Annotated in this window: 7 protein-coding genes; all 7 read right to left on the bottom strand. The window is 36.4% G+C overall.

The window, feature by feature from the left end:
* Nucleotides 1-90: 90 nt before the first annotated feature.
* Nucleotides 91-2715: an ABC transporter permease gene (locus tag OQ292_RS28000; RefSeq protein WP_284687395.1), complete on the bottom strand. Its 2625-nt coding sequence runs from the start codon at nt 2713-2715 to the stop codon at nt 91-93.
* Nucleotides 2708-5341, bottom strand: a complete 2634-nt coding sequence (locus OQ292_RS27995; protein WP_284687394.1) for an ABC transporter permease — start codon at nt 5339-5341, stop codon at nt 2708-2710. The genes OQ292_RS28000 and OQ292_RS27995 overlap by 8 nt, the downstream gene beginning before the upstream one ends.
* A gap of 18 nt (nt 5342-5359) precedes the next feature.
* Nucleotides 5360-7987, bottom strand: coding sequence for an ABC transporter permease (locus tag OQ292_RS27990; protein WP_284687393.1), 2628 nt, complete (start codon nt 7985-7987; stop codon nt 5360-5362).
* Nucleotides 7980-10592, bottom strand: a complete 2613-nt coding sequence (locus OQ292_RS27985; protein ID WP_284687392.1) for an ABC transporter permease — start codon at nt 10590-10592, stop codon at nt 7980-7982. The genes OQ292_RS27990 and OQ292_RS27985 overlap by 8 nt, the downstream gene beginning before the upstream one ends.
* Nucleotides 10585-13224: an ABC transporter permease gene (locus OQ292_RS27980; RefSeq protein ID WP_284687391.1), complete on the bottom strand. Its 2640-nt coding sequence runs from the start codon at nt 13222-13224 to the stop codon at nt 10585-10587. The genes OQ292_RS27985 and OQ292_RS27980 overlap by 8 nt, the downstream gene beginning before the upstream one ends.
* 2 nt (nt 13225-13226) lie before the next feature.
* Nucleotides 13227-13568, bottom strand: coding sequence for a PadR family transcriptional regulator (locus tag OQ292_RS27975; protein ID WP_284687390.1), 342 nt, complete (start codon nt 13566-13568; stop codon nt 13227-13229).
* 182 nt (nt 13569-13750) lie between these two features.
* A complete protein-coding gene (locus OQ292_RS27970) occupies nt 13751-16342 on the bottom strand; it encodes an ABC transporter permease (RefSeq protein ID WP_284687389.1) in 2592 nt (863 codons plus the stop codon).
* Nucleotides 16343-16350 lie beyond the last annotated feature (8 nt).

The following is a 16350-nucleotide window of genomic DNA, read 5'->3' as shown; positions in this document are numbered from 1 at the left end:
ATCTTGATATAAAAGTACCAAAAGATCATTTAAAAATAAACCCAGTCAATATCACTGACTGGGTTTGATAGGTTTTACCTAAATCTATTTTTATTCATTTCGTAAACTGTCTATCGGGTTGGCAATGGCTGCTTTTATACTTTGGAAACCGATTGTGAGTGTAGCAACTAACAAAGCCAACACACCCGGTATAGCAAACAACCACCATTGCAACTCTATGCGATAAGCAAAATCTTCTAACCAATAATTAATGGCATATGCACCCGCCGGAATAGCTATTACAAATGCGATTATCACCAGTTTTATAAAATCACTCGTGATTAAAGCCACAATGTCTGTCACCTTAGCACCCAACACTTTTCTAATACCCACTTCTTTAGTTCTTCGCTGGATGGATAACATCGCTAAACCAAACAAGCCCATGCACGAAATTAAAATGGAAAGCAAAGCTCCTGCTGTAATCATTTGTTTCCATTTGGCTTCGGCTTCGTAATTTCTTTCATTCTCTGTATTCTTAAAATCATACTGGAAAGGTCGAAATGGAAGTATCTTTTTATAGGCATCTTCAATGGTAATAAGTCCATCAATAATTCGGTCGTGTTTCAATTTGATCACCAAACTCCCAGCACCTTTTTTATATAGTAATGGCCCAATTTTCTCTTTAAGCGAAGAAAAATGATAGTCTTTTACTAAGCCTATCACCGTAAGCTTTTCATTATTATAGAAAAAGTCTACTTGTTTACCAATCGGATTTTCCCAGCCTGCTTCTTTTGCAAATGCCTCATTTACCAAGACAGATTCGTCTTCTTCGTTTTGATTCCCTTCGGTGAAATTTCTACCTGCAACAATAGGTACTTGCAAAGTTGGCAAGTAGTTTTCGTCTATCCATTTAATAAAAAAACCTCTTTCTGTTCCATCGGTTTTGGCACTGGTGTAAGAGTTTCCGGGACTTACTAGAGATACACTTTGTATGGTCGTTTTATCAACCAATTCATTTTTAAACTGTGCTGCTAGTTCTGCTTCTTTGCCTCTTTCTAAACCTACCATCACTAAATCTTCGTCATTATAGCCTAAATCTTTATGCGTGAGGTAATCGAACTGAGCATAAATACCCACTGTACCGATGATTAAAAAAGTAGCCAATGCAAACTGTAAAACTACCAATGCCTTAGCTAGATAGTTTTTGCTGCTTAATCGAACTCGATTACTCAATGCCTGTACTGGTTTAAAACCAGATAACACAATTGCCGGATAAAAACCTGCTGATAAACCTGTAATAAAGAATAAAACTATATAACCAACAACTAACTGTGTATCTAACAAATAGCTAAAACTCAACTGCTTGTTAGCCAGCTCATTAAAAGAAGGTAGCGATATTTCTACGATGAACAAAGCTGCTACAAAAGCAAACAAACATAGTGTAAAAGACTCACCTAAAAACTGCCCAATTAATTGTGCACGCTGCCCACCAATTACTTTTCTTATACCGATTTCTTTTGCTCTTTTTAAAGAATGAGCAACAGTAAGGTTTATAAAATTGATGCAAGCAATGAGCATGATAAATAAAGCAATTCCAGAAAGTATATAGGAATAAATAGGATTGCTACCCGATGTTAAGCCATTTCTCACGTCTCCAAATTCTGTATCTAGATGTATTTGTGTGAAAGGCTGCATACCAAAATGAATTTGCTCTTCGCGTTCAAATTTTTCTTTAGACTCAGCAAGTTCATCTTTCGCCTTACTTAAAAATACTTGATCTAGCTTGGGTAAAACCTGATTGTAATCTGCCTTTTCATCTAAAATCAAAAAGGTATGAATATAAAAGCCCAACCACGAATTATCAATGTATTTGTATTGGGTTAAACTGAATTTGAAAGGAAGCATCATTTCAAATTGCACAGAAGAGTTTTGAGGTGGATTTTTAGCAACTCCTGTTACCACAAAAGGCTCAAAACTATCTCCTACCCTTAGCTCTAGCGACTCACCAACTACATCTGTTTTCCCAAAATATTTCTCAGCACTTTTCTCTGTCAGTACCACAGATTGTAACTCCGCAAATACATTAGATTTATCTCCGTGGATTAATGGAAAAGTAAAGGCTTCGAAAAAATTATCATCTGTAAAAACCACGCGCTGATCAAAAGACTCATTTCCTTTTTTTATAATGTATGAGCCAGACTGCATCCTAACAAAAGATTTAACCTCCGGTATTTCTTCTTGAAAAGATGGCCCAACAATTAGGTTTGTACTTCCCAGTTTTATTTGGTTGTCTTCATTTGAAATGGTTGCAGTTACTCTGTAAATCTGATCTTTCTTCACGTGAAATTGATCGAAACTCACTTCATCTTTTGTATAAAGAATAATGAGCATGCAACAAGCCAAGCCAATACTTAAACCTGTAATATTGATAAATGAAAAAACCTTATGCCGAAGCAGATTTCTGCTTGCTACTTTAATGTAATTGTTGAGTATACTCATAAGAATGATGTTTTTATCTTCTGATGAAGCTGTTTTAATATTTGAAAATCGGATGTATGAAAGCACTTCCCTGATATAATGCCACTTGGCTTTCCGCTCACCCAGTTTTTGTACTCTTTTAGCAAATCGCTCATGCAAATCACCCAGAATCTCTTCTGTTAGCTCCGATGCACAAAACTTTTCCAAGAGTTTATCTGGCCAACTGGGTGGTTTATGTTTATCTCTTTTTTTATTCATTTCTTAAACTATCAATCGGATTGGCAATGGCAGCTTTCACACTTTGGAAGCTAATAGTAATAATGGCAATGGATAAAGCGACGAATCCCGGAAGTGCGAAAATCCACCAAGAAAGCTCAATGCGATAAGCAAAATCTTGCAACCAATAATTGATGGCATAAGCTCCAGCAGGAATGGCAATTACAAAAGCAATAATTACCAATCGCACAAAATCAACCGAAATTAAAGTAACTATATCTGTCACTTTTGCCCCTAGCACTTTTCTAATACCCACTTCTTTGGTTCGTCTTTGGATGGTGAGCATAGCGAGACCGAACAATCCCATAGAAGAAATGAATATAGAAAGCAAAGCTCCTGCTGTAATCATTTCTTTCCATTTGGCTTCAACTGCATACCTCCTTTCGTTGATGGTACTCATAAAATCGTAGTGGAAAGGGCGAAACGGGAATACTTTTTCGTAAGCTTTTTGCACCGCATCTAAACCCAATGGAATTTGATCTGCCTTTAGTTTAATCCACAAATCACCAGAACCATTTTTAAATAGTATAGGTCTTATAGATTCTCTTAGCGATCTAAAATGATAGTCTTTAATGACTCCTACTACAGTTAATTGCTCATCGCGATAATTGATTACTTGCCCAATCGGATTTTTTTGAGAAAGCGCATCCCAACCAGCTTCTTTGGCAAAAGTCTCATTGATAATTACAGATTGTGTTTTATCATTTGGAAAATCAGTAGAGAAATTTCTGCCTTCTACCAAAGGTATTTCTGCCATTGGTAAAAAGGCTTCATCAATCCAACTGATATCGAATTTGATGTCTGTTTCATTGTTATTGATTTTGCCAATAGTTCCACTCTGCCCGAAGTATTTCACCGCAATATTTTCAATCGACACATCTTTAGCCAAATCATTTTTCATGGAATTTAATTCGAGTTCATAATCGCCATTTCCTAAGTGTACAATTGCCAGATTTTCATCATTATAACCTAAATCTTTATTCGTGAGCAAATTGAATTGTGCATAAATTCCAACTGTACCTATAATCAGAAAAGTAGCCAAAGCAAACTGAAAAACTACCAAGCCTTTTACCAGATAATTTTTCCCATTTGGTTGAAAGCGATTATATAAAATCTTAACTGGCTCAAAACCAGAAAGCACCAATGCCGGATAAAAACCAGCTATTAATCCAGTAGCTAAAAACAAGATAACATAGCCGGAAATTAATTTTATATCTAATAAATAAGTAAAGCTTAATTGCTTGTTAGCCAACTCGTTAAAGGTTGGCAATACCAATTGAACAATGAGTATTGCTGCACAAAAAGCCAACAAGCACAATACGAAAGACTCACCTAAAAACTGGACTACAAGTTGTACTCGCTGCCCGCCAATTACCTTACGAATGCCAATTTCTTTGGCTCTTCTGAGAGAATGAGCCACTGTGAGATTTATAAAATTAATGCTTGCAATGAGAAGAATAAACAAAGCAATTCCAGACAAAATATATGAATAAATAGGATCGCTACCTGCTGTTAAACCATTTCGAGAAGCTCCATATTCAGCATCGAGATGTATTTGCGACAATGGTTGTAATTTGAAGTTCACAGCTTTGATGAAAGCAAATCGCTCTCTCATCAACTTCAATTCTTCGGCTGCTTTACTCTGAAAAACCTGATCGAACTTAGGTTCTACATCCATCCAAGAAGCCGTCTCATTGAGTACTATAAAAGTATTGAGATGAAAACCCACCCAATTGCTTTCTTCATCACTTGGTCTACCAAACTTGAAAGGGATTAAGACATTAAACTGAATAGATGAGTTTTGTGGTGGATTTTTAGCCACGCCTGTTATTACAAAAGACTCAAACTGATCTTCGAAATTTAAGTCGAGGGTTTTGCCAACTACATCGGTTGTCCCGAAATATTTTTTTGCCGCATTTTCAGATAATACCATCGTATTTAACTCCGAAAAAACCTGCTTTGAACTGCCTGCAACTAATGGAAATGAAAATACAGAGAAGAAGTTATCTTCAACAGCCAAAACCTCTTCATTATAATTATCTGTTCCATTTCTCAGCGTTTTAGTGGTGGTTTCCATTCGGGTATAGCTTGCTATTTCGGGAACTTCTGCCGCAAAAGAAGGCCCTACAATCTGATTGGTTCCTCCAAGTTTCTTAATACCATCGTCACGCGTCATCATCGCAGTAACCCTGTAGATTTGATCTTTCTTTTCGTGGAATTGATCAAAACTCACCTCATCTTTTGTATACAAAACAATGAGCATACAGCAAGCAAGACCAATGCTTAACCCCGTAATATTGATAAATGAAAAGGCTTTATGGCGTAGTAGATTTCTGCCTGCTACTTTAATGTAATTGTTGAGTATACCCATAAGTATTATGTTTTTACCTTCTGATGATAGTTTTAAATTTGATAATCGTATGTATGCCATCACTTCTCGCACATACTGCTTTTTTGCTTTTTGCTCGCCCACTTTTTGTGCTCTTAAAGCGTAGCGTTCGTGCAAGTCTCCCAGAATTTCTTCTACTAACTCTGGTGAACAAAAGTGTTGCAATAATTTGTCTGCCCAACGTGGTGGTTGATATGTTTTCTTTTTATGCTTAGACATTAAGTTTATTGATATTAGCTATTCGTATTTTAAAGTTTTTGCCGGATTTAAATGTGCCGTTTGTAATGCGTGCAATGCAGTTATGCTAAATGTGAGCAACATTGTAAACAGCAATACCAAACCGAAAAGCAGGTAATTCATCTCCGTGCGAAAAGCGAAATTTTCTAACCAAATATTTACAATATTCCAAGCAGTGATAAATGCTGGCAATGCGGCAATAAGCACTAACAACACAAAATCTCTGCTCATCATCACGACTAAATCGCTAACACTTGCACCCAATACTTTTCTAATTCCCACTTCTTTAATTCTTTGTTTAGAAAGGTAAGAAGCCAAACCAAACAAGCCCATAAATGAGATGACAATGGTTATTATAGACAAGGTGAAAAATACTTTTCCACGAACTTGATCTGCTTCGTAAGCTCTTTGCAATGCATCATCTAGAAAGCGATATTCAAAAGTAGTATTTGGAAAAATCTCAGCCCAATGTTTTTCGATCACTTCCATACCAGCAGAAATATCTTGCTTAATTTTTAATGCGAGCATATCCGAATTTCTAAATAAAAACATTTGAGGTTCAATAGCTGAGTGTAATGAGCTTTGATGGAAGTCTTTTACCACACCCACAACCTCAAAAAACTTAGGATTATCCTTACTACCAAATCTCACTTTTTTACCTAATGCATTCCCTAAATCATAATCTTTTACAAACTGCTCATTCACAATAGCAGACTGCGTAACATCAGCCGGAAACTCTGTTGAAAAATTTCTCCCAGATACCAAGTCGATATCCATCGTATTGAGAAAATCATAATCGAAGCGACCAATGTAGGATATTTTCTGTGCCTCTCCCGATTCACCTTCGGCACTCACAGGTCCTCTTCGCATGTTGCCTCCACCCGGAATAAAACTAGCAGTAGCGGCTGCTTCTACAAATTGATTTTGCAAAACTCCATTCTTAAATACTTCCCACTTATCCGCTTCATAATCGCTTGGTAGTGAAAGCATTACAAGCTGATCTTTGCTAAAACCTAAATCTTTTTTTCTGAGGAATTGAAGTTGGTCGTAAATCATTCCGGTACAGGTGAGCACAAAAATCACAATGGCAAATTGTACACCCACAAGCACTTTTCTAAAAGGCACGTTTTTTACCAGTTTGCCCTTCATTACAGCAGCAGGTTTGAATGCCGAGAGGAAAAAAGCTGGATAACTTCCACCTAAAAAGCCTATAAATATCAGTATTGAAAGTATTCCTAAGAGCACTGGCCATTGCCAAAATTGACTCAAACCCAACTGTAAACCTAGCATTTGATTTAGTCCATCCATGCTTACAAAAAGCAATAAAACTCCGAATACCATTGCCAGAAAAGTGAATAGGAAGGACTCCGTTAAAAACTGTTTTACTAACTCTGTTCGATGTGAACCCATCACTTTTCTAATACCCACTTCCAAAGCTTTTTTGCTTGCCTGAGCAGTAACCATATTCACATAACTGATACCGGCAATGAGCAATAACAAAATGGCAACTCCACTAAAAATATACATATAAGTTTCACCACCAGTCTCATTAAAATGGATGGCAGTTAAGGGCACTAATGCATGGTTGGCACGCACTAAAACGGGTTCTCTATCGGCATTTAAATGTTTATCGTAAATGGAAGAAAAACTGGCTGCTAGGTTTTCAATATGCGCTTTTTCATTCAGTAAAACATAAGTATTCACATTAAACTGATTAAAATAATAATCTGCTAAATGTGGATCAGACTCAGCAGAAATGAAGGCTTCAGCTTGTATGTTGCTGTTTTTTGGAATGTCTTGAAAAATTCCTGTTACCAGAAAAGATTGATTTTTACCTAGACCTTCATTGATCAAATTACTATTGATGATCTTGGCTATTGGGTCTTGATCACCAAAAATTCGCTTAGCTAAACTCTTTGAAATAATGATTTTATCTGGGCCAACAAGTGCTGTTTTGGCATTCCCTTCAAATACATCAATTGAAAACACATCTAATAAAGCTGCATCGGTGGCATAAATAGCCGATTCTGCTACTTCATTATTTTCAAATTGTAGCTCAATGGATTCTTGCTGCCAATATTGATACACTCTTACAAAAGCTTCAATTCCGGAATAATCTTCTTGAAAGTAAGAAGCCAAATTTGCAGGTGTTGAACGCCAATTTACCTCAATTTCTTTCTCATGCGTTTGAACAAATGGTGTTTCAATTCGATAAACTCGGTCTGCTTTCTCATGGAAGCGATCAAAGTTCAACTCAAAATCCAGATAGATTAAAATATACAAAACTGCCGCGATTCCCAGACCTAATCCGAAAATGCTAAATCCCGAGAACACTTTGTTACGAAAGATATTTTTGCCCGCAATTTTTAAGTAATAAAGAAACATATCTGTAAATTGTGGTGAATAATAATCTGAGTTATTCCGCTTAAAGTTAGCTAGCCGTATAAATGCCCACACTTCGCCCACGTACTGCCATTTGGCTTTTCGCTCACCTACTTTTTGTACTTTTAAAGCATAGCGTTCGTGTAAGTCTCCCAGAATTTCTTCTGTGAGTTCCGAAGAACAAAAGCGCTTTAGCAAGTTATCTGCCCAGCTTGGAGGTTTATATGGATTCTCATTTTTACTCATTCCTCAAACTATCAATCGGATTAGTTAAAGCCGTTTTGATTGATTTAAACCCAATTGTAAAACCTGCGATTAATACGCCTGAAATAGCTGCAATGGCAAAAATCCACCAGCTCATATCAATTTTATAAGTAAATGTATTCAGCCAATTGTTCATAAAATAATAGGCAATTGGCACCGCTATTATGAAAGCCAAAGCAATGAGCAATGCGAACTCTTTAGAAAACAAGTAGATAATATGCTGTGCCGATGCACCCAATACTTTTCTGATGCCAACTTCTTTGGTTCTCTGCCCAGTAATAAAACTGATTAAGCCGTACAAACCCAAACAACCAATAAAAATGGCGATTCCTGCAAAGAGCGTAAGGAATCTGCTTGTTCTCCTTTCCTGATCGTACCAGGTTTCAATATCATCATCTACAAATCGGTAATTCATATAATATTCTGGAAAGAGTTCTTGCCACTGGTCTTCAATTGCACTAATTGCTTCTCCCGCATTTTTCAAGTCTATTTTAAATGAAGCCAATTGGAATTGATGCTTTAAATCTACTAACATCACAGGATAAATTTTTTCGTGTAATGAGAGCGTATGAAAATCCTTTACCACACCTTTAATAAAAATGTTTTTGCCACCACAAGTAACCATTTCTCCAATGGCTTCTTCTGGCTTGGTAAAACCGATTTCTTTCACAAAAGCCTCATTCACTAAAATACTGCTATCTCCATCGCGCAATGGCGCACCAGCTAACAAAGGAATATCATACACCTCTAAGTATTTATCATCAACTGGTTTCATCTCGACTTGCCTACCCTTGTCTGGGTCTGATTCGTGCCAGAAAAGATTAAACCATTTGTTAGAAGCCGCAGAAGGCGCATTTAATGAAAAACTCACTCCTTCAATTTGCGGATATTGAGATAATTTATTTCTGATAAAATCTGCTTTGCTTTCATCATATTCCGGCAAGTCGACAATAAGTACTGCTTGCTTATTAAAACCAAGTGAAGTAGTTCTGAAATAATTTTGCTGGCTTACCACTACAATTGTGGCGATAATTAAAACCTGCGTAATGGTAAACTGAAACACCACCAAACCCTTGCGCAACCACAAAGCACCAAAGTTATTCGAAGATTGGTTAGCCTTGAAAATAGAAACCGGTTTATAACCAGACAAAACCATTGCCGGATAAAAACCTGCCAACAAACTCACCACAACACATTGGATTACCAAACCTAAGATTACATCATTAGAGAACAAAAGTTGCTCGTCTAAATTAATTTCAAGTAGTGTTTTGAGATAAGGTAGCAATATGGAAGTTAACACAACAGAAAGAATCGTCGCCACCAAAGTTAAGGTAAAAGACTCACCCATAAACTGAAATATCAATTGCTTTCTTGAACTGCCCATTACCTTGCGAACACCCACTTCTTTTGCTCTTTTGCCAGCTTGCGCAGTTGTAAGATTTATAAAATTGATACACGCGATTAATAGAATAAATAAACCTATAAGTGCGATTGTCCAGATAGATTTTTTAGATGTGATCTGATTTTTAAAGTTTCCGTTACTCCAAATCTCATTAAAATGAACATCAGACATTGGTTGTAAAACATGAGCCAGAAACTTTTCAGCCACTTCTTTTCCGTTATATTTCTCAATCATTGCCGGAAATTTGGCATCCAATGCTTTATTGTCTGCATTTTCTTTTAGCAACACATAAGTATGGTAACCCGAAGAATGCGATGGGGAATATTCTTTATCGTAATCGTCACTAGCTGCATAAGTCGCATGAGAAACTGCTACCTCAAAAGGATTGTCTGTGTTTTTTGGCAAATCTTTAATTATTCCGCTCACCACCAAATCGTACTCATTATTCATTCTTACTCTCTTACCCAAAGCATCACCATCAAAATAAGTTTTGGCAATACTCTCTGTAATTACCATTTGCCCTTGCTCACTCAGCGATTTTTCAGGATTGCCATTTATCCATTCATAATCAAATACTTCAAAAAATTCTGGCGATACGAAATAGCTATTACTCAACTTGACTATATCATTATCAATCTTAAATTGCCTTTTTTGTGAATTGATACGTTTAATTACTGCTACTTTCTCAACCTCTGGAAACTCTTCTTTTAAAACCGGAGCCAAACCATGAGGCGTTCCCGCATGGTAACTCACTGGATCATCAGGCCTACTGCCTGTAATTACTCTGTAAATACGATCAGCTTTTGTATGGTAAGTATCGAAACTCAGCTCAAACTTTACAATGAGAAGAATAAACAACGCACAAGTTATTCCGAGAGTTAAGCCGGCTATATTAATATAGGTAAAAACTTTGTGCTTAGTGAGATTTCTGAAAGCGATTAAGAAGTAATTTTTTAACATATTCGAAAAAATTGATTTGTTATATTCTGATGATGTTTTGCTAAAAATTATTGGCCGCATGTAAGCCAGCACTTCTCGCAAATACTGTTTATTTGCCTTATTCTCTCCCACTCTTTTAGCCCTCAATGTATAGCGCTCATGTAAATCTCCCATTACCTCTTCAAGTAAATCTGAGGGGCAAAGATATTCCAACAATTTATCTATCCATTTGGGAGGTCTATTCATTTCTCAAGCTTTTTATAGGGTTTGCCAATGCAGACTTAATTGCCTGAAAACTCACAGTTAACAAGGTAATGCCCAAGGCTCCACCTCCTGATACCATAAATATCCACCAAGAAATTTCTGTTTTGTATTCGTAATTTTCTAACCAGTTATTCAATAAGAAATACGCTAATGGTATGGCTATAAAGCTCGAAATAAGCACCAATATCACGAAATCTTTCGAAAGCATTTTCCAAAGATTTATCACAGAAGCACCCAGAATTTTTCTGATTCCGATCTCTTTTGTACGTTGTTCTGCAACGAATGAAGCTAGTCCAAAAAGACCCAAACAACTGATAAAAATGGTAAGTACCGCAAAAACAGAAGCCAGTTTACCAATTCGTTCTTCTGCTGCAAATTTTAATGCATACTCTTGATCTGCAAATTTGAAATTAAATGGTGCTGACGGAATTGTTTCTTTAAGTACTCTTTCTATTTGAGGAAGGGCTTCACTCACACTTACTTCAGGTTTAATTTTTACAAGAATTGTATTTGTAAAACCATCGAGATAAAAAACTGTGGGCATAGGTGGCGCATAAGGTGATTGCATAACCATATCCTTAATTACACCAGTTACAGTATAATTTTGTGCATCTTTCCAACCCGGCGACCAATGCATTTCTTCTCCCACTGGATTATCGAAACCAAGCATTTTAGCAGCAGTTTCATTGATGATAAAACCCGATGAATCGCTTGCCAACTCGCTTGAAAAATCTCTGCCTTGTAAAAACTCCCAGCCTACCGTTTCACCATAGTCAGCACTTACAGTTATGGTTGCAAATTCTATTTGAAAATCCGGATTTTTATCTCTCCAATTAAATCCACCATTGCTAGAACCTATTCCGGTAAGAGATCCGAGCGACTGTGCAGATTCTGCCACCATACCAGTATTTAATAATGATGTTTCTAATACTTCATATTTTTGATGAAACTCAGAGGTCATCATGGGAATGGAAAGTAGATTTTCTCTAGTGTATCCTACTGGTCGGTCTTTGGCAAATTGAATCTGTTTAAATACGATGATTGTTCCAATAACCAAAGTTACAGACACAGTAAACTGAAATACCACTAACACTTTTCTTGGCAAAGAAGCAAAACGACCAGCTCTAAAAGTACCTTTTAAAACTCGCACCGGATGAAAAGAGGATAGATAGAGAGCTGGATAGCTGCCTGAAACAAATCCTGTAAATATAATGAAACTCAAACTTGCAAGCCAGAAGTAAATGTTGCTCCAAGGCATTGATATCTGTTTATCGGCTATATCATTAAACCAATTTAATGAAAGTGAAACCAATATTAAGGAAATGTAAAATGACAGAACAACAACCAGAAAAGACTCACTTAGAAACTGTCCTATCAATTGCTTACGTACAGAACCAATCGCTTTGCGGATACCCACTTCTTTAGCCCTGTTTTCAGATCGTGCAGTATTTAAATTCATAAAATTGATGCATGCCAACAAGAGCACAAACAGACCTACAATACCAAAAAGCCATACAAACTGAATCAATCCACCAGCACTCTTCCCATTATTAAACTCAGAATATAAATGCCACTTTGCCATTGGATGCAGAAACAATTGTGGGTTTACTTGCAAATAGCCTTTATTACCACTACCATTTAAGTTTTGTATAATAACATCTTTTATGCTCGCAGTAACAGTTTCAAAATCTGTTTGCTCACTAATTTGTACATATACATCAAGAAAGTTATTTCCGAATCCTTGTTGACTTATCCACTCGTTTTCTGCATAGTACAATTCAAAAGGAGCAAAGAATGAAATACCTTGAAAATGACTGTTGTGTGGTAAATCTTCATACACACCAGTTACTTTTACATCTAAGTTATTATCTAGTTTTAGGGTTTTATCAATCGGGTTTTCATCACCAAAAAGTGCTCTGGCACCAGAAGCCGAAAGTATAATTGAGTTTGGATCATCTAGTCCCTTTCTGGTTCCTTCAATCATATTGAAAGTAAACATCTCTGGTCCCTCTTTCTCTATAAAGCCTCCTTCTAAATAAAGCTTGTTCTCATCATCTGCCAAGATATGTTCTGTAATAGACATCACCATTACTACATGGTCAAAATTACTTCCATACTTGTCGCGCAATTCTTCACCCAAAGCATAAGGTTCGTAATTAGTAGTAAAGGTCTCGCCATTGAGTGTTCCATTTCTCATTACTCTGGCAATACGATCGTAATTTTCGTGATTTTTATTGAATGAAAGTTCATCGTGAATCCATAGGCCAATTATAATCGCTACAGCCATTCCCAAAGCCAAACCTCCAATATTGATAAAAGAGTAACCCAAGTTTTTGGTGAGGTTTCTCCATGCTACTTTCAGGTAATTACTTAACATGCCCATAGAAATGAATTTATTATATTCTGATGATGATTTACTTAAAATGATAGTTCGCATATATGCCATTACTTCTCGCATATACTGTCTTTTGGCTTTGGCTTCACCTACTCTTTCTGCTCTTAATGCATAGCGTTCGTGTAAGTCTCCTAATATTTCTTCTATCAAATAGGAAGGACAAATACGTTCCAGTAATTTATCTATCCATTTTGGTGGTTTCGGGTTAAATGTTTCCATAATTATCCCATATTAAATTCTGGCAATGAATCTGGACCAATTCTTCCCCATAATCGATTTCTTATTGCACGTACTTCGTGTATCATACGACTTCCAGCTACAGTTACAGAAAAAAGTCTTTTTCTTCTACCGCCTCTTTCGGCAGTAGCTTCTCCCATTTTTGAAGTGAGATAACCTTTTTTTTCAAGTCTTTGAAGGGCTGCATGTACTGCACCGGTAGTAATCATTCTACCGAGTTGTTCTTCGAGTTCTTCAGCAACAGCTACACTGTAAGCCTCTGGACTTAAAACAGCTACTGTTAACAAAACAACTTCTTCAAATTCTCCCAAATCACTTCTTCTCATCAGAAAAATATCTATATTTATAAACTGGATTATACTATATCTTCTATTTTAGTATAACAAATACGTGCCAAAAGAAAAAGTGCCTCTCAGGAGTACAGAAAGGCACTTTTAAATATACAAAAGTTCTAAAATGTTTGCTGGTGAACAGTTACTGTCCGCTGGAGGACAGTAAGAACAATCAATTATTCACTTTTCAGACTTTTTACCGGATTCATTCCTGCTGCTTTTAGTGTTTGAATACCTACCGTAAACCAAGCAATTAACAATGCGACAATTCCGGCACCGGCAAAATACCACCATTCTAAACCTACACTAAACTCGAAATTTTGTAACCATTCCGCTGCAACAAAATAGCTAATGGGCAATGCTATAATAATAGCTGTTAAAACCATTTTAGTAAAATCGATAGAGAGCAAGTAAACAATGCTAAATACATTGGCGCCTAACACTTTTCGAATACCAATTTCTTTAATTCTTCGCTCTGCGGTAAAAGCAGACAAACCGAATAATCCCAGACAAGAAATAATTACTGCCAGTCCGGCAAAGTAGCGCGAAAGTTTTGCGACTCTCTTTTCTGCTTCATACATCGATTGATACTGGTCATCTAAGAATTTATAATCGAATGGGAAACCGGGATAAAACTTTTCTGATATATTTGCCAAATTACTAATCACTTCCTGCTCGCTACCACCTTGCACTTTTACCATAATATTCCAAGTAGATAAAGGCCTTAATCTGAAAAACAAAGGTTTAATTTCTTCTCTTAGCGATTCGAAATGGAAATCTTTTGCCACTCCAATAATCTCTCTGTCTAATCCCCAAAGTTTGATCACTTTGCCAATTGGGTTATCAGTAAAGCCCATATATTCTATCGCCTTTTCATTAAAAATAATCTTGGCTGTATCTGTGCTAAATTCTCTTGAAAATGTCCTACCTTCTTTCATCTCCACACCTATTAACTCAATGGCATCGTAATTCACAGCTACATTCTCAAACTCGGTTTTATCATTCGGGTCTCTACCTTCCCATTCAATGCCATAAGTTCCGCTATCGTGGCCACTCAACGAATGCCCAATACTTGTAGCGTTTTTTACACCGGGTATATCTTTGAGCTCAGAAATAAAAGATTCTAGATTACTTTCATCTTTACTTAAATCTCTAAAATAGATGATGTTTTCTTTGTTATAGCCTAAGTTTTTATTCTGCACATATTCTATTTGTTTATAGACCACCAAAACAGAAACTATAAGCACTACAGAAAGTACAAACTGAATCACTACCAAACCTTTTCGTGTCCAAAGCTCACCTACAGACCTATTCAATTTCCCTTTTAAAACTACTCCCGGATTAAAACTCGATAAGTAAATTGCAGGATAGCTACCTGCCAAAATGCCTGTAACTGCTGTAATACCAAAAGCTGTTAAAAGAATAGCTGGGCTGTAGTCTATCGCTAATTTTTTTCCTGTAATTTCATTAAACTGAGGCAGTAATAAATTGACCAATACAAAAGCAACAACCAATGCCAAAAAGGAAATAGACAAAGACTCAGATAAATATTGGAATATTAAAGAACCTCTCTTAGCTCCCACCGTTTTCTTAATGCCCACTTCTTTCATCCTTCTGGATGCTCTGGCGGTGGAAAGATTCATAAAGTTGATACAGGCAATGAGTAGAATGAATGCAGCTACTATGGAAAACAGTTTTACATATTCTATTCTTCCACCTGCTTGCACGCCGTTTTCGTAATTTCCATAGAGGTACAAATCTGAAAACTTAGCAACAAACATGGTTCTGTGAGTTACTTCGTTATTAGTTTTTTGCTGAACAAAATTGGCTAGTTTCTCATTTAACTGCTCTACATCTGTTCCCTCTTGTAGTAAAACATAAGCATTCGGGCTTGTATTCATCCAGTTGGTTACCCACTCATTGTTTTCTTGGTACATTTCAAAAGAGAGTACAAAATCTTTTTGTATGGATGAGTTTAGTGGCATTTTCTCAAATACACCAGAAACTTGAAATTCTCTCTCATGTTGCCATTCAATGGTTTTGCCAACTACATTTTCTGTTGTTCCAAAGATTCTCATTGCCAACTCATCCGAAATAACTATAGAGTTTTTATCAGCAAGTACTTGATCTGCATCCCCTTGGAGTAATGGAAATGAAAAGATTTTGAAAAAGTCTTGCCCAACATAATGACCACTTGCTTGCACGTTTTTTTCTCCGATAGTAAGCGTAGCATTACCACCATTTTTATCTGTAGTGGCTGCAATTATTTCTGGAAATTCTTCTTTTAACGCATCTGCTGTTGGCCCCGAAGTAGACCAAAATAATACCTTTTTGCCAGACTGTACACGATGTTCTAAGACCATAAATATCTGTGCATCTTTTTCGTGAAATTTATCAAACTTTAGTTCATCATTTACCCATAAATAAATTAAAAACACACAAGCCAACCCAGTAGATAAACCAGTAAGATTGATCAAAAATGAACTTTTATATCGCTTAAAATTCCTAAAGGAAATAAGTAAGTTGTGTCTGAACATAGCCAAAAAATTAATGTTTGATGTTTTGAAAAACCGAAGTGCGAATGGTCTTAAATAATTGATCACTTCATACCAGTAGTTCAGTTTTGCTTTCCATAAAACGCTTTCTTCTAGTCTGGAATAAAACTGTTCTTCCAAATCGCCCTCCACCTCTTCTGCCAGTTCATCTTTAAGAAAGCAGCGAAGAAACTTTTGAGCCAATTTGGGCGGTATGGTTTTTTTATATTTCATTCAATAGT

Origin of the sequence: Chondrinema litorale (assembly GCF_026250525.1) — a bacterium.
Classification (GTDB): Bacteria; Bacteroidota; Bacteroidia; order Cytophagales; family Flammeovirgaceae; genus Chondrinema; species Chondrinema litorale.
The sequence above is the reverse complement of the archived record's forward strand: the minus strand, read 5'-3'. Positions and strand labels throughout refer to the sequence as shown.